Annotated in this window: 22 protein-coding genes and 1 tRNA gene; 19 read left to right on the forward strand and 4 right to left on the reverse strand. The window is 34.9% G+C overall.

Going from position 1 to position 23341, the window contains the following annotated elements; genetic code table 11:
- Positions 1-41: 41 nt before the first annotated feature.
- From HX049_RS05335 to HX049_RS05350, 4 genes are all read left to right on the forward strand, one after another.
- Positions 42-992, forward strand: coding sequence for an NADP-dependent oxidoreductase (locus HX049_RS05335; protein WP_286414589.1), 951 nt, complete (start codon positions 42-44; stop codon positions 990-992).
- 550 nt (positions 993-1542) lie between these two features.
- Positions 1543-1965, forward strand: coding sequence for a CBS domain-containing protein (locus HX049_RS05340; protein ID WP_286414591.1), 423 nt, complete (start codon positions 1543-1545; stop codon positions 1963-1965).
- 351 nt (positions 1966-2316) lie between these two features.
- Positions 2317-2517 (forward strand): hypothetical protein, encoded by a 201-nt coding sequence (locus HX049_RS05345; RefSeq protein WP_286414593.1) that lies wholly within the window; start codon positions 2317-2319, stop codon positions 2515-2517.
- Between the two features lie 217 nt (positions 2518-2734).
- Entirely contained in the window at positions 2735-2935 is a 201-nt protein-coding gene (locus HX049_RS05350) for a hypothetical protein (RefSeq protein WP_006258632.1), read from the forward strand.
- A 68-nt stretch (positions 2936-3003) separates the two neighbouring features.
- Here HX049_RS05350 and HX049_RS05355 read toward each other — a convergent pair whose 3' ends face one another.
- Positions 3004-3930 (reverse strand): bestrophin family protein, encoded by a 927-nt coding sequence (locus tag HX049_RS05355; RefSeq protein WP_286414596.1) that lies wholly within the window; start codon positions 3928-3930, stop codon positions 3004-3006.
- A 509-nt stretch (positions 3931-4439) separates the two neighbouring features.
- Here HX049_RS05355 and nhaC point away from each other — a divergent pair.
- The 10 genes from nhaC (at position 4440) to HX049_RS05405 (ending at position 14634) form a co-directional block, all read left to right on the forward strand.
- A complete protein-coding gene (gene nhaC, locus HX049_RS05360) occupies positions 4440-5894 on the forward strand; it encodes a Na+/H+ antiporter NhaC (protein ID WP_286414598.1) in 1455 nt (484 codons plus the stop codon).
- Positions 5895-6458: 564 nt separating this feature from the next.
- On the forward strand, positions 6459-7097 hold the full coding sequence (locus tag HX049_RS05365) for a peroxiredoxin (protein ID WP_006258628.1): 639 nt from the start codon (positions 6459-6461) through the stop codon (positions 7095-7097).
- A 38-nt stretch (positions 7098-7135) separates the two neighbouring features.
- A complete protein-coding gene (locus HX049_RS05370; protein WP_006258627.1) occupies positions 7136-7444 on the forward strand; it encodes a thioredoxin family protein in 309 nt (102 codons plus the stop codon).
- A gap of 20 nt (positions 7445-7464) precedes the next feature.
- On the forward strand, positions 7465-7722 hold the full coding sequence (locus tag HX049_RS05375; protein ID WP_286414601.1) for a DUF6952 family protein: 258 nt from the start codon (positions 7465-7467) through the stop codon (positions 7720-7722).
- Between the two features lie 221 nt (positions 7723-7943).
- Positions 7944-8444 carry a thiol peroxidase gene (gene tpx / locus HX049_RS05380; protein ID WP_286414602.1) on the forward strand — a complete coding sequence of 167 codons (501 nt, stop codon included), beginning with the start codon at positions 7944-7946 and terminating at the stop codon, positions 8442-8444.
- 110 nt (positions 8445-8554) lie between these two features.
- Positions 8555-11065: a DNA translocase FtsK gene (locus tag HX049_RS05385; RefSeq protein WP_286414604.1), complete on the forward strand. Its 2511-nt coding sequence runs from the start codon at positions 8555-8557 to the stop codon at positions 11063-11065.
- A 9-nt stretch (positions 11066-11074) separates the two neighbouring features.
- Positions 11075-11713, forward strand: coding sequence for a LolA family protein (locus HX049_RS05390; RefSeq protein WP_286414606.1), 639 nt, complete (start codon positions 11075-11077; stop codon positions 11711-11713).
- 8 nt (positions 11714-11721) lie between these two features.
- On the forward strand, positions 11722-13182 hold the full coding sequence (locus HX049_RS05395) for an LptF/LptG family permease (RefSeq protein ID WP_286414608.1): 1461 nt from the start codon (positions 11722-11724) through the stop codon (positions 13180-13182).
- A gap of 25 nt (positions 13183-13207) precedes the next feature.
- Entirely contained in the window at positions 13208-14341 is a 1134-nt protein-coding gene (gene ribB, locus HX049_RS05400) for a 3,4-dihydroxy-2-butanone-4-phosphate synthase (protein WP_286414610.1), read from the forward strand.
- A gap of 208 nt (positions 14342-14549) precedes the next feature.
- Positions 14550-14634, forward strand: a tRNA-Ser gene (locus tag HX049_RS05405).
- An 84-nt stretch (positions 14635-14718) separates the two neighbouring features.
- On the opposite strand, the gene HX049_RS05410 is transcribed toward HX049_RS05405, so the two are convergent.
- On the reverse strand, positions 14719-15558 hold the full coding sequence (locus HX049_RS05410) for a tyrosine-type recombinase/integrase (RefSeq protein WP_006260881.1): 840 nt from the start codon (positions 15556-15558) through the stop codon (positions 14719-14721).
- 310 nt (positions 15559-15868) lie between these two features.
- Between HX049_RS05410 and HX049_RS05415 the strand changes: the two genes are divergently transcribed.
- The 5 genes from HX049_RS05415 (at position 15869) to floR (ending at position 20461) form a co-directional block, all read left to right on the forward strand.
- On the forward strand, positions 15869-16330 hold the full coding sequence (locus HX049_RS05415) for a MarR family winged helix-turn-helix transcriptional regulator (RefSeq protein WP_010257559.1): 462 nt from the start codon (positions 15869-15871) through the stop codon (positions 16328-16330).
- A gap of 9 nt (positions 16331-16339) precedes the next feature.
- A complete protein-coding gene (gene arr / locus HX049_RS05420; protein WP_010257556.1) occupies positions 16340-16786 on the forward strand; it encodes an NAD(+)--rifampin ADP-ribosyltransferase in 447 nt (148 codons plus the stop codon).
- Positions 16787-16966: 180 nt separating this feature from the next.
- Positions 16967-18133: a tetracycline-inactivating monooxygenase Tet(X2) gene (locus HX049_RS05425; protein ID WP_008651082.1), complete on the forward strand. Its 1167-nt coding sequence runs from the start codon at positions 16967-16969 to the stop codon at positions 18131-18133.
- Positions 18134-18324: 191 nt separating this feature from the next.
- Positions 18325-19245 (forward strand): macrolide hydrolase EstT, encoded by a 921-nt coding sequence (estT, locus tag HX049_RS05430; protein WP_046701559.1) that lies wholly within the window; start codon positions 18325-18327, stop codon positions 19243-19245.
- Positions 19238-20461, forward strand: coding sequence for a chloramphenicol/florfenicol efflux MFS transporter FloR (floR, locus tag HX049_RS05435; protein ID WP_014053560.1), 1224 nt, complete (start codon positions 19238-19240; stop codon positions 20459-20461). Before estT ends, floR begins: the two co-directional genes overlap by 8 nt.
- A 360-nt stretch (positions 20462-20821) precedes the next feature.
- Here floR and erm(F) read toward each other — a convergent pair whose 3' ends face one another.
- Both erm(F) and ere(D) read right to left on the reverse strand, forming a co-directional pair.
- On the reverse strand, positions 20822-21622 hold the full coding sequence (gene erm(F), locus HX049_RS05445) for a 23S rRNA (adenine(2058)-N(6))-methyltransferase Erm(F) (protein ID WP_182650836.1): 801 nt from the start codon (positions 21620-21622) through the stop codon (positions 20822-20824).
- Between the two features lie 259 nt (positions 21623-21881).
- Positions 21882-23108 (reverse strand): EreD family erythromycin esterase, encoded by a 1227-nt coding sequence (gene ere(D) / locus HX049_RS05450; RefSeq protein WP_009040233.1) that lies wholly within the window; start codon positions 23106-23108, stop codon positions 21882-21884.
- Between the last annotated feature and the right edge of the window lie 233 nt (positions 23109-23341).

Here is a 23341-nt window from a genome sequence, read left to right on the forward strand (position 1 = left end):
GGTTTTTTATCAGTTTATTTTTGTGTAAAAGTAGTAAATATATGAAAGCAATTGTATTGAGCGAATTTGGAGGAGTAGAGAATCTTCAAATGACAGAGGTAGAGATGCCTCTTATAAATAACGAGGAGGTACTGGTAAGAGTGAAAGCACTTAGCATTAATCCAGTGGATGCACTAACTAGAGCAGGTACAGTAGGAATGTCTAAGGTAGTGGGGCAGTTTAGTCCTATTATTTTAGGATGGGATTTTTCTGGAGTAATAGAGTCGATTGGAGAAGACGTACAAGAATTTAAAGTAGGGGATGCTGTTTTTGGTATGGTAAACTTTCCAGGGCATGGCATGGCTTATGCAGAGTATATTGCTGTATCAGCTAATCAGATAGCTTTGAAACCAAACAATATTACACACGAGCAAGCAGCTGCATCTACTTTAGCAGCCTTAACAGCTTGGCAGACTTTTACAAGTTATGGCAAGCTAAGACCTAAGGACAAGGTGTTAGTACACGCTGCATCTGGTGGAGTAGGACATTATGCTGTGCAGATAGCTAAGCATTTAGGAGCGTATGTGATAGGAACTTCTTCAGCTAAGAATAAGGAGTTTGTAATGGAATTAGGGGTAGATGAGCATATCGATTACAGAAGTGAGAATTTTGAAGAAGTGGTATCAGAGATAGATTTCGTCTTAGAAGCTATAGGGGGGGATAACTTCCAGAAGTCGGTGAAGGTGCTTAAGCAGTTTGGTACTCTGGTCGTTTTGCCATCAGGATATACTAAAGATGATGAAGCAGTGTTTAATGAAAAACAGTTACACGGAAGTTGTTTTATGAGTGTGTATTCGAGTGGAAGAGATATGAAAATGATCGCTGAACTCTTAGAAAAGGGTGTTGTTAAAGCTCATATTAGTCGTGTTTTTGACTTTAAAGACATGGATAAAGCACATTTATATATAGAAAACGGTAATACGGTTGGTAAGGTAGTTGTGTGTATTTCTTAAAATAAATACAATAATCAAACATAAAAGGTGATGTAATTGTAGAATATATCACCTTTTTTTGTTTGTATATATTTTATTATTTAGTGTTTTTAGTATGTATATTGTTGTTTTTTTGGGTGTAAATTATAAGTAATGTTAATTTTTTATATATTTGGATTGATAAATTTGTTTGATTCTATATGTTAACTATTCAAATAATCGTTATACGTTTATGAAAAAAATTACCTTACTTATATTAATGGGCTTCTTGTCATTTTCTTGTAGTAATGATGACAATAAAATGGAAAGGAAATTTAGGGTTGTTTAAAAAGCACTTTTATAAAACTATAGAAGTGCTTTTTTTTGATAGTAAATATAGTTGAAGTTAAATTATAAGATGATGAAAATGAAGATATTCCTTTGTTGAGAATAAATAGATCAGTTAATTACTTGAAAAATAGAATTAATCCATTGGCTGTTAATTTGTTATATTCCTATAAGTATCGTAAATTTAAAGTAATAAAAAGGTGACTTTTTTATTAGTGTATTGTCTAACTAAAATCTAATTGTTATGAAACAAAAGGTTCCAGTTGAAGAGATTATGACTAAAGAGTTAATCACTCTTACTTTATCCGATAGTTTATATGATGCAGAGCGATTGTTTAAAAAACATAAAATAAGACATATCCCTATTGTTAATGGAGATGTATTAGTAGGGGTACTTAGCTACTCTGATTTGATTAAAATTAGTTATGTAGATGTTGTAGAGGATGAGTCAGAAGATATACCTTCAGTAGTCTATGATATGTATTCTATAGAACAACTGATGGCTAAAGTAGTGGTAAGTGCTCTCCCTACAGCAACAGTAAAAGAAGTAACAGAAATATTGTCAAAGCAGAGTTATCACTCTATTCCGATAGTCGACCATGTAGGCCATTTAAAAGGAATAGTGACTACAACAGATCTATTAAAATATTTCTTAAAGCAGTATTAGTTTAGTAAAGATAAGATAGGGCTACCTATCAGAATGGTATAAAGTAGGATAAATCGGTCGAAAAGAATTTATCTCAATATCTAAAAGAACTTTATTCTTAAGTAATTAAGCAATAAAGTTCTTTTTTTTTGCAATCCTATGAATTTATAAATACACATTTTGTGAACTAATGAAGGAGGATAGTGTTTTTATATAATACTTATGTACGTTTGTTGATAAACTTTTATATATTAAGATATAAAAGTTTATTTAATGTATAAATGCTTAAAAAAGTAATAAAATGTTATTTATTTTTGTGTTTTACTGTGCTAATTGTTATTTTAGCTCTTGTGTTACAATAGTATTACAAATATGAAAAGAAGAACAATGTTTGACTTTGCCAAAACGATATTAGAGAATGTAAGTTTTGATCCAAAGTTATTTTATAAGGAATTACAAAAAGCAATTCAGAACTTATTGCCATACGATTTAGATCAGTTAAAACAATGGGTTAGTGGCTATGTCCAAGAAAAACCCGAATTACATCAATCTTTAGAGTTATTAAATGTATAATAAAAAAGCACCTTTATAGAAGGTGCTTTTTTATAGGCGACTAGCATTGAATAAAAAGGAATTATTGAAATAATTATTTAATAAAATTCAGCCTATTTATTCAAATTATGAGAATCAATTATTAATTGCTAAAATTGTATTAAAGTCTGAGCAAAAAACGAGAAATAGTTTTTAAAATGACTATGTTTACTATGTAGTAAGATAAAAAGTAAAAGATATGAAAACACGTTTAATGTTTGATTTCGCAAAAACTATACTTGAGAATGTAAGTTTTGATCCAAAGTTATTTTACAAAGAACTTCATAAAGCTATTAATCAATTATTACCTTATGATGTAGATAGATTAACGAAATGGGTAAACGGTTATGTTCTAGAAAAACCAGAACTTCAAGAATCTTTAAATTTAATTAACGCTTAATTATAACTAAAAAGCACTTCGAGAGAAGTGCTTTTTTTTATAAATATAAGTTAGGAATGCTTTACATATTATGTAACGATATAGTTCTTATCAGGTGTCATCAGTTCTGGTAGAGGCATTTCTGATATTTCACTTAATGAATATGCTATATTAGCACACATCTGATCTAATGCTAAGTCATTTTCTTCTTCTCCGAATGGTTCCGCTATTTCAGCTACTACAGCATCCAGAGCGATAAAGGTATAGGCTACGAAGGTCACAAAGAAAGGCATCGTCCAGATAATAAGGTCAATTAATCCGAATGGAAGTATAAAGCAGTACACATAGACCGTCCTGTGTAGAATAACAAAATATACAAACGGGATCTTTGTATGAACGATGCGTTCACAGGCTCCTAATACTATAGATAGCTCATCGATATTCTTGTCTATTCTAGCTTGAGTTATCGTATCTAATCTACCTGCTCGTTGCTGTGCAGCAATCCATTTCGTTAATTCGTTTAAGATAAAAGCGGGTTTAAATTTTTTAGTCAGCATTTCTTGATACACCTCTTCTTTCAGGTACTGACGTATCACTTCATAATCTGTTTTTTCTCTCAATTGTTTATTTAAGAGATAACAGAAAGCTATAATAAGCTTGATTCCCTCTTGTTTCTCTTTTTTAGAGAACGAAGGGCTTTCATCTATGTAGTTTTGAATTTGAAAGGCAAGTGATCTAGAATGTATAACTAAGCTTCCCCACTGTTTTCTCCCTTCCCAGAAGCGGTCATAAGCTGCACTATTACAAAATCCTAAGAATATAGCTAAGGAAATACCTACTAAAGCAAATGCTCCTACATTAAGAGGAATAATTACATCAGGGAATAGATAATGAGCAAAATAGACAATCCAAGAGAATACAAAGATAGCCAGTAGTGTTGGAAATATTTTTTTAAGGACAGACCCTTTCCATATAAAAAGCATTTGTATAATATGCTTTTTGTGTCTTACTATCATATTGTTGAGTTTTGATATAACAGCAAAGTTAGTTTGGGATTCAGTCTTAGACAAATAATCCTTGTGAAATTAATACAGTGGATAGTTAAAAAAAACAAATAAGATGTTGAATATGAAGTATGAGTACACACGGTCTACTGGAAGGTAGCACTATCATAGGTACATAAAAAAGCTACTTATTGTAGATAAGTAGCTTAATATGATGTCCTCTAAAAACATCAAAACAACAATATTTTATATCTAAATGTATCTCTTTTTTAGAGATAGTACATAAAGAGTGCATATAAATTGCTTTATATGTATGTAGTAAATATAGGAATTAGTTTTGTTTTTAACAATTTTTTTAAACCTTTAATTAATTTTATTGGAGTTGGTTTTTATAATAAACTATGAATCAGTAAAGTAAATTGGATATTTTTTAGGGATATAATGTAATATGTTTTATTTTAGATAAGATATAACTGTAAAATCGTTACTTTCGCAACAGAATAAATTTAAGTTTTAAGTAAATGAGTAGTAAACACGACAAAGTAGAGAAACCTATCACATTATTTCAATCGCTAATTCCTGTTGTTATTTTAGTAGGATTATTAGCTATTAATGTGTTTGTGTTCCGGGATGACGCCTTGTCTGGCACTAATCAGTTTATTTTATTAATAGGTGGTTCTATAGCTACTGTTGTTGGTCTCTTTAATCATGTGAGTTATGATAAGGTGATTACGCAGATAATTAATAATGTAAGAGATACCTCTAGTGCTATCTTTATTTTATTGTTAGTAGGAGCTTTGTCAGGGACATGGCTTTTGAGCGGTATTATACCTAGCATGATTTATTACGGGCTTCAGATTTTACACCCTGCTATTTACCTTCCAGCCTGTCTGATTATTACTTCTATTATATCTATTGCTACGGGTAGTTCATGGACTACTTCAGCCACAGTAGGGATAGCACTAGTAGGTATCGGGAATGCGCTAGGTATGCCTATAGGTATGATAGGAGGGGCGGTAATATCAGGAGCGTATTTTGGAGATAAGCTATCACCATTATCGGATACGACTAATCTTGCTCCAGTGATGGCTGGTACAGACCTATTTACCCATATCAGATATATGCTTTATACTACGGTACCTACTTATATAGTTACGTTAGTGTTGTTCTCTATTTTAGGGATATTATATGGTCATGGAGGAGATGTAGATACATCAGTGACGTTACAGGCCATAGCAGATACATTTAATATTACACCTATTTTATTTATAGTGCCTGTATTTGTAGTCTTTTTGATCGTTAAGAAAGTACAACCTATAGCAGCATTATTGATAGGAACTCTTTTAGGAGGTGTATTTGCACTAATCTTCCAGCCAGACATCGTAGTGTCAGTATCAGGAGGAGATGCATTTAATTTTTATAATGCATATAAAGGTGTTATGCTAGCACTGACTACAGATATCAGAATCTTGTCGCCATTAGAGAGTTTAAACGGATTGTTTGAAGCAGGAGGGATGGCAAGTATGTTGAATACAGTTTGGTTGATTCTATGTGCCATGTTTTTTGGTGGAGCGATGGAGGCTATTGGAGCCTTACAGAAAATTTCGATGGCATTGTTGAATATTGCTAATAATGTATTTGGGTTATTTGCTAGTACAGTAGCCAGTTGTTTAGCGATTAATGTGATGACATCAGATCAGTATCTATCTATCGTGGTACCAGGTAAGATGTTCTCAGATGCTTATAAGGCAAAAGGATTGGCACCAGAGAATCTGAGCCGTACATTAGAAGATTCAGGGACTGTGACATCAGTATTGATTCCTTGGAACACTTGTGGAGCCTATCACTCAGGAGTATTGGGGATACCTACGATGACCTATCTACCTTATGCGTTTTTTAATTATTTGAGTCCATTTGTGACCTTATTATATGCAGCATTTAATTATAAAATTAGAAAGATAGTGAATAAGGCATAAGAGATACCTTATACAATATAGAGAGAAAGGGCGATAAACTTAGTTGATACTGAGCTTATCGCCCTTTTTTATTGCTTATTTTTTGGGGTGGTCAGTTTGTGATAGGAAGTTAGTCGGATAGTGATCGCATACTTTTAGCCCTTTTTTATGCGATCACTATGCGATAAGTATCCGATAGCTATGCGATCACTGCTATAAAAATGAAAAAAGGACAAGGAAATTAAAGGTTTGGAAGAAGGGAGAGAAATTATTTTGTTGTATAAGAAAAACGACAAAAGTGAATACAGGACAAATAAGTAGGTCTGTGAAGCAGGTGATATCGTATAGGTTAGGTAAAAATATCATTTTATTAATATTATTATAACATGCTAAGATTTTATAGTTCTATATAAAATCACTATCTTTAGACATGTCTAAACTAAGAGATAGACAATGTAATATAAGAATAGATTTTATTTATGTTAGAATAAAAAACAATAATCAAGATTAATAGATTATCGTGTTTACTAGCCTTACATTTGTAAAAGAAATCAAGAAGGATTATTAACTTTAAAATAAATTATTATGTCTTTAGTAGGTAAAAAATTTCCAAACATCACAGTAGACGCAATGTCTGAAATGGGAGATGATTTAAGAATCAACATTTTCGAAGAAGCAACAAAAAACAATAAAAAAGTATTATTATTCTGGTATCCAAAAGACTTTACATTCGTATGTCCTACAGAATTACACGCTTTCCAAGCAGCTTTACCAGAGTTTGAAAAAAGAAACACTATGGTTATTGGAGCTTCATGTGATACTAACGAAGTACACTTCGCTTGGTTAAACACAGCAAAAGACAATGGTGGAATCGAAGGAGTTACTTACCCAATTATCGCAGATACTCAAAGAAACTTATCTTCAGTATTAGGAATCTTAGATGTAGAAAACGAAGTATATAATGAAGAATTAGATTCAGTTCAAATCGAAGGATCTAACGTTACATATAGAGCTACTTACTTAATCGATGAGACAGGAAAAATTTTCCACGAATCAGTAAACGATATGCCATTAGGAAGAAACGTAAATGAGTACATCAGATTAATTGATGCTTACGCTCACGTACAAACTCATGGTGAAGTATGTCCAGCTAACTGGGAAGAAGGAAAAGATGCAATGAATGCTGATAGAAAAGGTGTAGCTGAGTACTTAAGCAAACACTAAGAAATAAACCAGGTTACTAACCCAAAATTTAAAAAAAAATGCTTTTAGAACTAGATAAAGATAATTTACAAGAAATTGTAAATTCAAATGAAAAAGTGGTTGTTCAATATGCTGCATCTTGGTGTGGTAATTGTAGAATTATGAAGCCTAAATTCAAAAAATTGGCAACAGAGAAAGAAAATATGACATTTGTAATTGCAGATGCTGAGAACTTCCCTGAGTCAAGAAAATTGGCTGATGTAAGCAATTTACCAACTTTTGCTACATTCGTAAACGGTAAATTAGTTAACCAAACTCAGACAAATAAAACTGAGGTGTTACACGAATTAGTAAACGAAATTGTATAATTTCATAAATCTTATATAGAATGAAATTACCAGTGATAAGACAGTTATCTCAATTTATTGAAGATAACGACCAAGATTATATTATAGAAACGCTAGAAGTATTAGAAAACCTAACTGAGGTGCCTTCTCTTAAAGATGAAGAACTAGACGTGATCGGTGAACTTATTTCTAATATGTATGGGGCTCTAGAAGTTCAAAAGCTTGTAAAAGAAGGAGCTACCCAAAAAGAAGCGTTGAATACCTTTATGCAAAGAGTTTTAGGATCAATAGATAAATAAAACTCTCTTTATAAAATTTTTAAGGACTGTACTCTGAGTACAGTCCTTTTTTTGTTTTTAGGCTTAAGTAAGACTGTAGCCCAATTCTAGAAGACTGCATTCGAGAGCCTCATTGATTATATATTTATTACATTTAGGTTTTGCTAATATATCTATCAGTATTTAGCATTATATTCTATCGAATTTTACTTATTTTTGTGTAACCTAAAAAATAAAACAATATGGCGACTGTAACATTAAAAGGTAATGCTATCCAAACTATCGGAACATTACCAGGATTAAATACGAAAGCTCCTGCATTTAATTTAGTAGGAGGAGATTTAGCTGATAAAACATTAGCTAGCTATAAAGGGAAAAGAGTAATCTTAAATATCTTCCCAAGTGTGGATACACCTACATGTGCTACATCTGTAAGACATTTTAATCAAGATGCTTCTAAACTGGAGAATACAGTAGTATTATGTATTTCAAGAGATTTACCATTCGCACAAGGACGCTTCTGTGGAGCAGAGGGAATTGCGAATGTAGAGATGTTGTCTGACTTTAGAGACGGACAGTTTGGAAAAGATTATGGAGTTTTGTTTACAGACGGTCCTTTAAAAGGGTTGTTGTCTAGATCTATTGTTATCTTAAATGAAGAAGGTACAGTAATCTATACAGAACAAGTAGCTGAGACAGCAGATGAACCAAATTATGAAAAAGCTATCGCTGCTTTAAAATAATGGTTTTATATACATAGACTGCTAGTATGTTGAATGATTTACTAGCAGTCTATTGTTATAAAAAGGATTAGGTTGAAAACAATATAGCCATATTGTCAATAAAAAAGGAAATGGAAAAAGAAAATATAACAAAAAAGAAAACTACAAAATCTACGAATACGGCCAAACGATTTGATACAACTATACATATCAATAGCCGATTCTTAATCACTATACTGTTAATCATCAGTGGTATCGCATTAACATTAAGTTTTATATCCTATTTAATCACAGGAATAGAAGATCAGAGTAACTTAGAATTATTAGGAGATAGACAGGTGGAGGTAGCTAACTGGTTAGGTAAACTAGGGGCATATCTAGCTCACCTTTTTATATACCAAGGCTTCGGAGTGGCGTCTTTCTTCTTTGCAAAGTTATTAGTTCATTCTGGTATTTATGCCTTTTTCACTATACCCGCTAGAAGAATCAAAAAAGTGATTTTTTGGGATTTGTTCTCGATGTTATTGCTTTCTGTATTCTTAGGGTTTTTCTGGAGTAGCAATCCTCTTTTAGGAGGAACAGTAGGATATGAGTTAAATCTGTACTTTGTAGATTATCTAGGTACAGCAGGTACGGTATTGTTATTGTTATTCTTTGCGATTGCTTTTGCGTTGTTTAGATTTAAATTATCGCCTACCTCTATTCGTCAAGGACTAGAAGGGTTGCCAGCGTTCTTTAAGAAGTTTAAAAAGAAACATATAGAGACTCCTGCTGACTTTGATAATAATGGACAGGTGAATCAGGAAAATACAGAGCCTGTAGCAGTAGTGAATAAAGAGGTAGAAACCTCGTCTGCTAAACAGGAAACCCCTGTAAAAGAAGAAGATTTTAGTATCTATGAACAGCCTGTATCTCCTAAATCTGCTATAGTAGATTCAAAGAATATGAAGCCTACGATAGAGCATAGTTCTGAGTTAGTATTAGATCATAAAAACCCTAAACAGCCTTTAGATAAAAGGGATGCTGTGACTGCAAAGGAGACAGCTACTAATGATTTTGTTATTGAAGAAATAAAAGATGAAGGAAGTTTAGAAGAGAATTTAGCAGCTAGATTAGTTCAAGACTTTGGAGAGTTTGATCCTACATTAGAATTGTCTAATTATCAGTTTCCTTCTATTGAATTATTGAAAGAATACAGTGGTTCAGGAATCACGATTAATCAAGAAGAGCTAGAAGAGAATAAGAATAGAATCGTAGACACCCTGCGTAACTATAAGATAGATATTGCTCAGATTAAGGCTACTGTGGGGCCTACAGTTACACTATACGAGATTGTACCAGAAGCGGGTATTCGTATTTCAAAGATTAAGAACTTAGAAGACGATATCGCTCTTTCTTTATCAGCATTAGGTATCCGTATTATTGCGCCTATACCAGGTAGAGGAACGATAGGTATCGAAGTACCTAATAACAGTCCTTCTATCGTATCTATGCGAAGTGTGATAGCTTCTCCTAAATTTCAGAGTGCTGAAATGGAATTGCCAGTAGCTCTTGGTAAGACGATTTCGAATGAGACCTTCGTAGTAGATTTAGCTAAAATGCCACACCTTCTAATGGCAGGGGCTACAGGACAAGGTAAGTCTGTAGGACTGAATGCACTATTGACATCACTTCTGTATAAAAAGCACCCAGCCGAGGTGAAGTTTGTATTAGTTGACCCTAAGAAAGTAGAATTAACTTTATTTAATAAAATAGAACGACATTATTTAGCTAAATTGCCCAATTCGGAAGATGCTATTATAACAGATAATACGAAAGTTATTAATACATTGAATTCTCTGTGTATAGAGATGGATAACCGCTATACTTTACTAAAAGATGCGATGGTTAGAAATATCAAAGAATACAACGAGAAATTCAAACAGCGCAAGCTAAATCCAGAGAATGGACATCGCTTTTTGCCTTATATTGTATTAGTAGTGGATGAGTTTGCAGATTTAATTATGACAGCAGGTAAGGAGGTAGAGACACCTATCGCACGTTTGGCTCAGTTGGCTCGTGCTATCGGTATCCACTTAATTATCGCTACACAGAGACCATCTGTAAACGTTATTACTGGTATTATTAAAGCGAACTTCCCAGCACGTGTAGCTTTTAGAGTGACTTCTAAGATAGACTCTCGTACGATCTTAGATCAGCAGGGAGCTGATCAGTTGATCGGTAGAGGGGATATGTTGTACACACAAGGGAATGATTTGGTACGTGTACAATGTGCCTTTGTAGATACTCCAGAGGTAGAAAAGCTGACAGAGTACATAGGATCACAAAAGGCTTATCCAGAGGCTTATATATTGCCAGAATATGTAGGTGAAGAGGGAGCTAGTAATTTAGATGTAGATATCAGTGAGAGAGATCCGCTGTTTAAAGATGCTGCAGCTATCATCGTTACAGCACAGCAGGGGTCAGCTTCACTGTTACAAAGAAAGTTGAAACTAGGTTATAATCGCGCAGGAAGGTTAATTGATCAGCTTGAAGCAGCGGGCATTGTAGGGCCGTTCGAAGGAAGTAAGGCACGTACAGTGAATGTACCAGATTTGATAGCTTTAGATCAGTTTTTCGATAATGAAGAGAACAACAATTAAAGAAATAGAATGAGAAAGATTATTGCACTTATAGGGATGGTACTATTTGCTTTTTCAGCAAATGCACAGAGTAGTCAACGAGCTAAGAATTATCTATTAGAAGTAACGAAGAAGATAAATGGGTATGAGAATATTTCAATAGATTTTTCATTTAATCAAAAAGGAGCTAGTAAAGACTTCGATGGCAAAGGACATTTAGATCTTAAGAAAGATCTGTATAACCTTACATTTATGGGGATAAAGAAGATATATGATGGCAAGAAGATATATACTATCTCTGATGAAGATGAAGAAGTGACTGTCTCTAAATTCAATGAAAAAAATGCAGATGGGATATTGCCTTCTCAGATGCTGACTTTTTTTAATCAAGGGTATACATTTCAATGGGATATTCTACAGAATGTAGATGGTAAGAAAGTACAGTATATAAAACTAATACCTACGGATAAAAAGTCTGTTATAAAAGAGGTATATCTAGGGATAGATACAGCGACGAAAGATATCTATAACAAGATCCAAGTAAATAAAGACGGTTCTAAATCTACACTGACGGTTAATTCTTTTAAAACAAATCAGTCAATGTCGAAAAATCATTTTACCTTTACACAGTCGTTGTACCCTAATTATTACATCAACAATATAGATTAAAGATTTAAGTGAAATTACTTGACCGTTATATTTTAAAAAGCTTTATATCGACACTGCTAACAGTGTTCGCTATTTTATACTTTATTTTTATCCTACAAGGAGTGTGGTTATTCATCTCAGAATTAGCAGGAAAGGATTTGGATTTGATTGTGATTGTTCAGTTCTTACTGTTCTATTCACCTAAGATGGTACCATTAGTATTACCCTTGTCGGTTTTGTTAGCCTCTATTATGACCTTTGGTAGTTTTGCAGAGAACTATGAATTTGCGGCTATGAAAGCGTCAGGAATCTCTCTTCAGAGAGCGATGCGTCCACTGTCGATATTCATATTTATATTAGCAGGGGTATCTTTTTGGTTTGCCAATGACGTTATTCCAAAGGCAGAATATCGTTTTTTAAATCTTCGAAAAGAAATTATTCAAACAAAACCTGCTATGGCAATAGCCGCAGGACAGTTTAATGATTTGGGGCAAGTCAATATAAAAGTGGATGCTAAGACAGGAGATAAAGGTCAATATTTAGACAATGTAACGATGCATGTCAAATCTAGTTCTGGTTATGAGAATAAAACAGTAATTAGATCTGTTAACGGAGAATTAGAAACAGAAGAAACGTCTAATATCTTAAAGCTTCATTTATTCGATGGTAACTATTACGATGATGTAGTTGCGAAGAACTATGAAGAGCAGAAGAAAGAACCATTTATCAAAACTTCTTTTGAGAAATACACGATGAATATAGACTTGAGTAGTTTTCAAGATGAGGGGAAAGATGAAGATAAGATTACGAATACCTATGGTATGCTTAATATAAAAGAGCTGAACTATACTATAGACTCTCTTCAGCGTTCTATGAATGTAGAGAAAGCGTCTAATACAGATAATTTAACTCTGAGATTAGGTAATATATTATCAATGGAGAAAAATAGTATGACTAATGATACTATTGCAAAAATAGAAATAGCAGATGCAGACTTAATAAAGGACTTTTCTTATGATAATCAGAGTAGAATATTACAAGCCGCTATAGATTATACTAATAATATTAGCTTTAATACAGAAAGTAATGACCTTTCTATATTGAATCAAGTAAAAAAAATTAATGATCACTGGTTAGCTCTATATGAGAAATTTGTGATTGCCTTTTCGTGTTTCTTAATGTTCTATATTGGAGCGCCATTAGGAGCTATTATTCGAAAGGGAGGAATTGGTTTACCAATTGTATTTGCAGTAGGTATCTTTATTACTTATCACTTCATAAATACTTTTGGAAGAAAGATGGCTCAAGAAGATGGAATTATCCCATTTTTTGGAGGATGGATAGGATCATTAGTTCTTACTCCATTAGCTATATATCTAACTTATAAAGCAACAAGAGATAATGGAGATGTTAGCTTTAGCTTGTCGTTAGATACATTTAAAGATTTATTTGTTGCTTTAAAATCAAAAAAACAACAAAAGAAGAAATAATACAAAACAACAAAATACAACTATAATGTCACATAATCACATTCAATTAAACACTATAGAAGAAGCTATTGAAGACATCAAAGCAGGAAAAGTAATCATAGTGGTAGATGATGAGGATCGTGAAAACGAAGGCGATTTTATCGCTGCAGCAGAAATGGTTACTCCAGAGATGATCAACTTTATGGCTACTCATGGACGTGGACTTATCTGTGCCCCCCTTACAAAAGAAAGATGTCAAGAATTAGATTTGCACCCAATGGTGAATAATAATACTGTGTTACATCAGACTGCTTTTACGGTATCTATTGATTTAAAAGGACATGGATGTACAACAGGTATTTCTGTATACGATCGTGCTAAGACAATAGAATCATTAGTAAAAGAAGAAACTACTGGAGAAGATCTTGGTCGTCCAGGGCATATATTCCCTTTAATAGCAAAAGAAGGAGGAGTGCTTAGAAGAACTGGTCATACTGAAGCAGCAGTAGATATTTCAAGACTAGCTGGTTTTAAACCTGCAGGTATTTTAGTAGAGATTTTAAATGAAGACGGTTCTATGGCTCGTTTGCCACAGTTAATGGAAGTAGCTAAGAAATGGGATCTTAAAATAATCTCGATAGAGGCTCTTGTTGCATATCGTATGAAACACGATAGTTTGATTGAAAAGAAAGAGGACTTCGAATTAAATACTAAATATGGTACGTTTAGATTAAGAGCTTATCAACAAAATACAAATGGACAAGTGCATATCGCTTTGACTAAAGGGGATTGGAATGCTGATGAGGCTGTTTTAACACGTATTAATTCAACGATCGGTAATAATGATATTCTCGATGCCTTAAGTGGTAAATTAAGTATCCGTATGGAGAATACATTTGCTAAAATTAATGAAGAGGATAAAGGAGCGATACTGTTTATTAATCAAGAAGATCATAATGCAAGTCTTTTAAATAGGTTAGCAGTACTTAAAAATGCAGGAGGGAAGTTAGATCTTGATACACCTAAATTATCAGGTGATGAAAAAGACTTCGGTATCGGAGCACAGATATTACATGACTTAAATATTTCTAAGATTAAATTGCTGTCTAATTCTGCTCAAGGCAAAAGAGTGGGGATGACAGGATATGGTTTGGAAATTACAGAATATATCAATTACTAATAGTATAATTAGTTTTTAGTGAAAGAATAAAAAGGTCTTGATAAGTTTTTTACTTATTCAGACCTTTTTTTATTCCTTATAAATATTTCATGTCGAGAGAGTTAGTTTTACAGTTGAAAAAAAGAGTGTTTTTTAGTATGTATTTTTTTGCAGAATTAAAGGAAGTGCCTATATTTGCACTCGCAATACGGAAGTAATGCAGACCACTGGAGAAATGGCAGAGTGGTCGAATGCGGCGGTCTTGAAAACCGTTGACTGTAACAGGTCCGGGGGTTCGAATCCCTCTTTCTCCGCAATAAACACTGATACTTAATCAGTTAAAGCATAAACACCCAATTTTACACCCAAAAATGTAAAGTTGGGTTTTTTAATTTAGGTTACAAAAAATCTAATGGACTTGGTGTCGATTTCTTATCTACATCTGTAATATGAGTGTAAATCATGGTTGTTCTAATATCACTATGCCCTAATAATTCTTGTACAACCCGAATGTCAATTCCGCTTTTTATTAAATGTGTGGCGTATGAATGACGCAAAGTATGCACACTGCCTTTTGTTACAATATTGGCTTTTTTCATTGACTTTTTCAAAACTAACTGAACACTTCTTTCGCTGTATTGCTCATCATTAGTTCCTTCAAATAAAAATATTTTGGGTTTATATTCAATATAATATTCTCGCAACAAACTTAATAACTTATCAGGTAAAGCTACTAGCCTATCTTTATTCCCTTTGCTTTGTTGTATTAATAGTAAATTACTGTCGGATTTTACATCGGTTAGTTTAAGATTTATTAACTCACTTAAGCGTAATCCACAACTGTAAATAGTGGTAAGAATTGCTTTATGCTTTAAATTTTCTGTAGCATTTAATATTTTTCTCACTTCTTCTTGAGAAAAGAAAGTAGGCAGTTGGGTTGATTTTCGTTTAGGATATAAATAATTTAACTCTATCGATTGATTATTGACCAACTCATAAATCTTCTTAATTGCCCCAACTAAAGAGCGTTGATAAGATGCACTAATATTGTCTTGAAATACTTTTTCATTAATAAAACCCTCTATTTCAGCAATAGGTATTTCGTTGAGCGTACGATATTTATTCATATACTCTAAGAATATTTGTGCATAACCACAATACGATTTTATGGTATTATTGGCGTAGCGTTGCACTTGCAATCGGTCGTGTAAGGTTTTTAATATTGTTTCGCTATCCATACTTAAATAAATCTAATTTAACCTATTTTGTTTCGCTATCCACAAAAAATAACTTACTAAGTATCTAATTTACAAAAAAAGTAATTATATTAGCAACAGATTTTACGAAATGCGCATATAGGTGTTATTTTACGAAACTACACCGTGTTTTATTTCGTGAAATAACAATGTTAGCGGGCATTGTAGAGCGACACCCATCCCTGACAGACAAACCAAAATCAACTATCCTTAAATTTTGAATCAAACATTTTAGGTAACTACCAAAAAAATATATTATCTTTGTTGTCAAGATAAATGGTTAACAAGATTTATGCCTGTCAAAGAAAAAATCATCAACTTAAGGAAATTGAGCCAACTTTATGCCTACACATCTATTCAAATGCACGAAAGCATTGGTAGAAAAATTGGACTGACTGGCACTGACCATAAATATTTAGGTTTCTTAATTCAAAAAGGTCAAATGACAGCAGGTGAACTTGCCCTACTTACAGGGTTAACAACAGGTTCGGTTACAGGGCTAATAGACCGGTTTGAAAACAAAAAACTCGTAAAAAGACAGCCCGACAAAACTGACAGGCGGAAAATAATCATAGTTCCCAATATTGATAGAATAACAAAGTTGGTTACACCATTTTATAGTAACTACCAAAACAAAACACACGACCTTTTTGTGTCATTCAATAGTGATGAATTAAACATTTTAGAAAAATACTTCCACAAAGCATTGGAGTTGATGAATAAAGAAATTGAAAAAGTAAACGAGAAACAATAAGAAATAACTATGAACACAACCAAAATAGAAGATAAAGCCGTACTTCATATTCCTACACCGTTTGCTCAAACCTATTTTCACGGAACAAAGGCTGACTTGAAAATTGGCGATTTCATTCAAGTAGGTTTCAACAGTAATTATGAAGAAAACAGAATATTAAAGCATATTTATGTTTCGGCTACACTGAATACTGCAATATTAGGAGCAGAACTTGCTTTGGGCAACGGACGTGAAAGGATTTATTTAGTAGAAGCAACAGGCGACATAGAAGATGACCCCAACGTAACGGACAAAAAATTTCCTGGTAATCCCACAAAATCCTATCGTTCGAAACATCCTTTTAAAGTTGTTGGAGAAGTAACCGGTTGGCACGGACATACCCTTGAAGAGATTAAAGCTATGAAAGATGGACTGGAAAAACTTAGAGAACAAGGGAAGAATGTTATTATAGACTAATGAATAAACAATTATTATTTGACATAGAACAACGACCCGCTAACATGGTATTTGCAATAGCACGACTGACGGAAGTAATTGAACATTTGTACTACTATCAACTTTTGTGCATATTTTCGGCTGACGGTTTTCAAATGCCGTGCCATCGCAAATACCCAAACCGTTATGTGCCATTTTTGAATGACAATGCGAATAGATACAGACAAACAAATGAATTTACTTAGTGATAAGAACGTTGCAATAATTGGTGGTGGACCCGTTGGACTGACTATGGCAAAATTATTACAGCAAAACGGCATAGACGTTTCAGTTTACGAAAGAGACAACGACCGAGAGGCAAGAATTTTTGGTGGAACCCTTGACCTACACAAAGGTTCAGGTCAGGAAGCAATGAAAAAAGCGGGATTGTTACAAACTTATTATGACTTAGCCTTACCAATGGGTGTAAATATTGCTGATGAAAAAGGCAATATTTTATCCACAAAAAATGTAAAGCCCGAAAATCGATTTGACAATCCTGAAATAAACAGAAATGACTTAAGGGCTATCTTGTTGAATAGTTTAGAAAACGACACGGTTATTTGGGATAGAAAACTTGTTATGCTTGAACCTGGTAAGAAGAAGTGGACACTAACTTTTGAGAATAAACCGAGTGAAACAGCAGATTTGGTTATTCTTGCCAATGGCGGGATGTCCAAGGTAAGAAAATTTGTTACCGACACGGAAGTTGAAGAAACAGGTACTTTCAATATACAAGCCGATATTCATCAACCAGAGATAAACTGTCCTGGATTTTTTCAGCTATGCAATGGAAACCGGCTAATGGCATCTCACCAAGGTAATTTATTATTTGCTAACCCCAATAATAATGGTGCATTGCATTTTGGAATAAGTTTTAAAACACCTGATGAATGGAAAAACCAAACGCAGGTAGATTTTCAAAACAGAAATAGTGTCGTTGATTTTCTTCTGAAAGAATTTTCCGATTGGGACGAACGCTACAAAGAATTGATTCATACGACGTTGTCATTTGTAGGATTGGCTACACGGATATTTCCTTTAGAAAAGCCTTGGAAAAGCAAGCGCCCATTACCCATAACAATGATTGGGGATGCCGCACATTTGATGCCGCCTTTTGCAGGGCAGGGAGTAAATAGTGGGTTGGTGGATGCCTTGATATTGTCTGATAATCTAGCCGATGGAAAATTTAATAGCATTGAAGAGGCTGTTAAAAATTATGAACAGCAAATGTTTATCTATGGCAAAGAAGCACAAGAAGAATCAACTCAAAACGAAATTGAAATGTTTAAACCCGACTTTACGTTTCAGCAATTGTTAAATGTATAAAATGGAATAAAACGGCACATAACAAACAAATTGGCAATAGAGCCGGTGAAGTACTTCTATTGAACTTTTGTGCAATGTTGAAGATTAGTAATTCTATTCAACATTTGTGCTAAAAGTCGGCTCCATCGCCAATTTGCCAAACGTTAGCGGGCATTGTGAAAGATACCAGCATAACAGTTAAACATTGATAAATGAAAAAAAAACTACTTTGGATATTAATTTTAGGACTGATAATAATCAGTTGCAAACAAAGGAAAACAGAAATGAAAGAGAAAATAATTAAAACAAACGGCATTGAACTCTGTACGGAAAGTTTTGGAAATAAGAAAAATCCAGCAATCCTTTTGGTAGCAGGTGCAACCGTATCAATGCTGTATTGGGACACTGAATTTTGCCAACAATTATCTGAAAAAGGATTTTTTGTTATTCGTTACGACAACAGAGATGTAGGAAAATCCACTAATTATGAACCAGGTTCTACTCCATACGATATTGTTGACTTAACTAATGACGCTATTTCAATATTGGATGGCTACAAGATTGACAAAGCACATTTTGTGGGGATTTCTTTGGGCGGACTAATTTCTCAAATAGCATCAATAAAGTTTGCCGACAGAGTTAACTCCTTAACTCTTATGTCATCAGGCCCTTGGGGAGACTCAGACCCAACTATACCTGAAATGGACACGAGTATTTTAGATTTCCATAGTAAAGCAGGTACAGTCAATTGGACAAATGAAGACAGTGTGGTAAACTATTTAATTCAGGGTGCAGAATTAATGAGTGGCAAGAAACAATTTGACAAACAAAGAAGTGAAAAACTGATAAGAGCTGAGTTCAATAGAGCCAACAATTATATAAGTATGTTCAATCACGCTGCATCGCAAGGTGGTGGTGGTGAAGAATATTGGAACAGATTAAACGAAATCAAACAACCCACCTTAATTATCCACGGAACAGACGACAAAATTTGGCATTATAAGAATGCAGGTTTTTTACTAGAAAAAATAAAAGGTTCAAATCTAATCACCCTTGAAGGTACAGGACACGAATTACACGTTGATGATTGGAAATCAATTATTGATGGAATAGAAAAACACATAAATGACTGATAAACAAAAACAACGCCCCGCGTGGGCCTATACGCTGCCGGCAGCACTGCTGCTGATGGCTCCTTTCGACATCCTCGCTTCACTGGCGATGGATATTTATCTCCCTGTCGTTCCAGCGATGCCCGGCATCCTGAACACGACGCCCGCTATGATCCAACTCACGTTGAGCCTCTATATGGTGATGCTCGGCGTGGGCCAGGTGATTTTTGGTCCGCTCTCAGACAGAATCGGGCGACGGCCAATTCTACTTGCGGGCGCAACGGCTTTCGTCATTGCGTCTCTGGGAGCAGCTTGGTCTTCAACTGCACCGGCCTTTGTCGCTTTCCGTCTACTTCAAGCAGTGGGCGCGTCGGCCATGCTGGTGGCGACGTTCGCGACGGTTCGCGACGTTTATGCCAACCGTCCTGAGGGTGTCGTCATCTACGGCCTTTTCAGTTCGATGCTGGCGTTCGTGCCTGCGCTCGGCCCTATCGCCGGAGTATTGATCGGCGAGTTCTTGGGATGGCAGGCGATATTCATTACTTTGGCTATACTGGCGATGCTCGCACTCCTAAATGCGGGTTTCAGGTGGCACGAAACCCGCCCTCTGGATCAAGTCAAGACGCGCCGATCTGTCTTGCCGATCTTCGCGAGTCCGGCTTTTTGGGTTTACACTGTCGGCTTTAGCGCCGGTATGGGCACCTACTTCGTCTTCTTCTCGACGGCTCCCCGTGTGCTCATAGGCCAAGCGGAATATTCCGAGATCGGATTCAGCTTTGCCTTCGCCACTGTCGCGCTTGTAATGATCGTGACAACCCGTTTCGCGAAGTCCTTTGTCGCCAGATGGGGCATCGCAGGATGCGTGGCGCGTGGGATGGCGTTGCTTGTTTGCGGAGCGGTCCTGTTGGGGATCGGCGAACTTTACGGCTCGCCGTCATTCCTCACCTTCATCCTACCGATGTGGGTTGTCGCGGTCGGTATTGTCTTCACGGTGTCCGTTACCGCGAACGGCGCTTTGGCAGAGTTCGACGACATCGCGGGATCAGCGGTCGCGTTCTACTTCTGCGTTCAAAGCCTGATAGTCAGCATTGTCGGGACATTGGCGGTGGCACTTTTAAACGGTGACACAGCGTGGCCCGTGATCTGTTACGCCACGGCGATGGCGGTACTGGTTTCGTTGGGGCTGGTGCTCCTTCGGCTCCGTGGGGCTGCCACCGAGAAGTCGCCAGTCGTCTAACCGACGACTGGTAGCAGGCCCGCTCCGATGCGGCGCACTAACCATCGAAACCTCGTGAATGTCGGTATCCTGTCTGGCAGGATACCGCTCATTTCCCTTGTTCAGTTCAACATCGCATTGGCAAAATGGCGGGTTAAGTTCAAAATTCAACTTTTGTGCTTTTTATTCCGCCGAATGTGTCCCACATTCAGCTTTTTTTTAATAATTTAGCTTCTGTGGAAACACATCGGCTACGTCACTGCTAAATTGAACTTTCGGTTCAATTTATCCGCCACTTCGCCAATGCGTTTCCCGTTATGCGGCAGCTTAAAAGACGACACCAAACCAAAAAAATCATCTTGACAACCACCCGACTTTGAACTACGAAGGATGAAATTTTTCAGGGACAACTTCCAGCATTTCCAAAAAACAGTTTACCCATTGACTTGGAGACAAACAAACAATTTGAGCATTAAGGTTTAAACCGAATTTTTCCGAAATTGACCTGACCTGACTTTTCCTGAAAATCGACTTTAAAGCTGTTTTTACAGATAAATCAGGTTTCTCTAACAGACAGGAAATAAATGCTAAGTATTTGGCTTTAAACTTAAAATCAAAAAATAAGTGTTTTCTTTTAATGTTTAACAGGGCTGATTTGACAGTTGGCGGTGGCAAGAAACTTTCAGGACCTACCTCATAGACAAGTTTCAAATCAAAAAAAGTATGATAGAAAACGGTATATGGATTGTAAAGCTTCCTCGAAAATAACTTTTGTGTAGGTTCTAACTGAAGGATAATGGAACCTCCCAGAAAATTTCCAAGACTCTCAAACATCAGGATTTTGAAAATATCGGAAGTAATGCCATAAGGAATATTTGACACCACTTTGAAAGGAAATTTCGGAACTGCAAAATTCCTAAAATCACAACCGACAACTTGAACATTTCGGGCATCAGAAAATAATTTTCGTAAATGTTCAACCAAAGCTGTGTCGTTTTCAATAGCAACAACATTGTTGGCGATTTTTAATAAATGAACAGTAAAAAACCCCTTGCCTGCCCCAATATCTAAAACCGTATCCTGATTACTTATATTTGCTTGTCTTATTGCATCTTTTATTAGCACTTTATCAATAGTAAAGTGCTGACCCGTAAAACGAACGGGCAATTTCTTTTTTGTCATTACTGCAAATTTAGTAACTTTGCTTGACAAATTAACGAGAAAGAAGAGAAAATGAAAGCCGACCGCATAACATCACCTATACGCAAGCAGGGGGTTCGTGCTTCGTAAGACAGGAAAGTGGTAAATTTGAAGTTCAGTTCTTCGTAGGAAGTTCAGTGGTTAAAATCCCTGCCTGCGTATAGCTGAGAACCGTTATGTGAAAGAATAAAACGGCACCTCCAAAAAGAAAGTGCCGTTTCGAAATTAAATTTATAAATTCTCAATCCACTACTTCTGAAACAGTTGATTTTTCTATTAGAAAAATTCCGTCAAAAGCTTCTTCTATTTCAGTTTTTAGGCACATCGAATCAAATCGAATCTTATTACAATTTTTTAATTCCGTACTTCTGTTCATTAGTAAACAGCATTCTTTTCCTCCAAATTCTTGCATAATAAATTCAACAGAATCCGACTCTGGAAAATCAAGTGGAAATTTATCAACCCTAAAGCCAAATTGATAATCATTATCAGGATACAATGCCGCAGTTTCTCCACGTAGATTAGTTATTGCAAATGCTTTATATTTTTCTCCAAAAGTCATCGAAAGTCTTTGCCCCATTGGATAACAACTAATAAATCCATCAAAATCTACCGGAGTTTTTTGAATGTGAGCATTGTGGGCAACCAAAATAATCTTTTTACCAAGTGAATTTTTCAAAAACCAATCAATGCTTTCTGCCATATACTGGTCTTTTGCTCCCATATCTCCTTCAATTCCCCTTTCAGTAATGAAACTTTCCATAGCATCAGCATTATAATTCATATAAATCAAGCCTTTAACTTGATGAACTATCGATTGAAATTCTAAACTTTCTAATTTTGGTTGAAGAGTAATCAAACGAATGTAAACTTTTAATAGCAATGCTTTTAATTCATTATGTTCAGCTTCATCAAAAAGCGATAAATTTAACGCAAGCTGAGAAGTCGAATAGAAATCAAATTTCTCAGCAAGATTTAAAATCTTCTGTAAGACATCAGAAGAAACGATTGAAAGTCTTTGCAAATAATCAGATACAATACGAAAGTTTGGAAAATAAGAACCTCCATTTTTAGGAATATCCACACCTAAAAAGGTAATTTGATTATTATTGTCTTGATTATACCGACGAAGCCATAGCAAAGTATCTTTAAACTCATTTGGATAATAAAAGTGTGACAGTAACTTATCCAAATCGTCGAATGGAATTTGTGATTTTATCCACTTATCAACTTCTAATCCTTCAGAAAAACCAAACTCAAATGCCAAGGTGTCAAAATCACATTCAGTTACTAAAAACTCAATAACTTGATGCCTGAATGTAAAAAACTCTTTTATGAAATGTGCGTTTTCGCCTAAACCAACAATTGTAGAAGAATCAAAATATTCTCGAAATCGAAAAAGACTTTGTTTTATGGATGTATTATTTTCCGAATTAAACGGAAAAGTTAAGGGTTTTATATTTTTCATTATTACCTTATTTTAAATTAAAAATTAACGTACCAAATAGCAACCGTCTCAAAAAGACGATTTAATAATTTACTTTAATTTTTAATTACCAAGGCTTGCTGAAATACATAAAATGTGAATTATTTGAATACAAAGATACTAAAAATTCCTTCACATAATAACTAAGCTTTCGTCTTGCCCGGAGGGCACGAGATGAAAGCCCGTTGAACGGAACCGTAGGAAGCTTAATACGT

It is taken from the genome of Myroides odoratimimus (genome assembly GCF_030326305.1).
Taxonomy (GTDB): Bacteria; Bacteroidota; Bacteroidia; order Flavobacteriales; family Flavobacteriaceae; genus Flavobacterium; species Flavobacterium odoratimimum_A.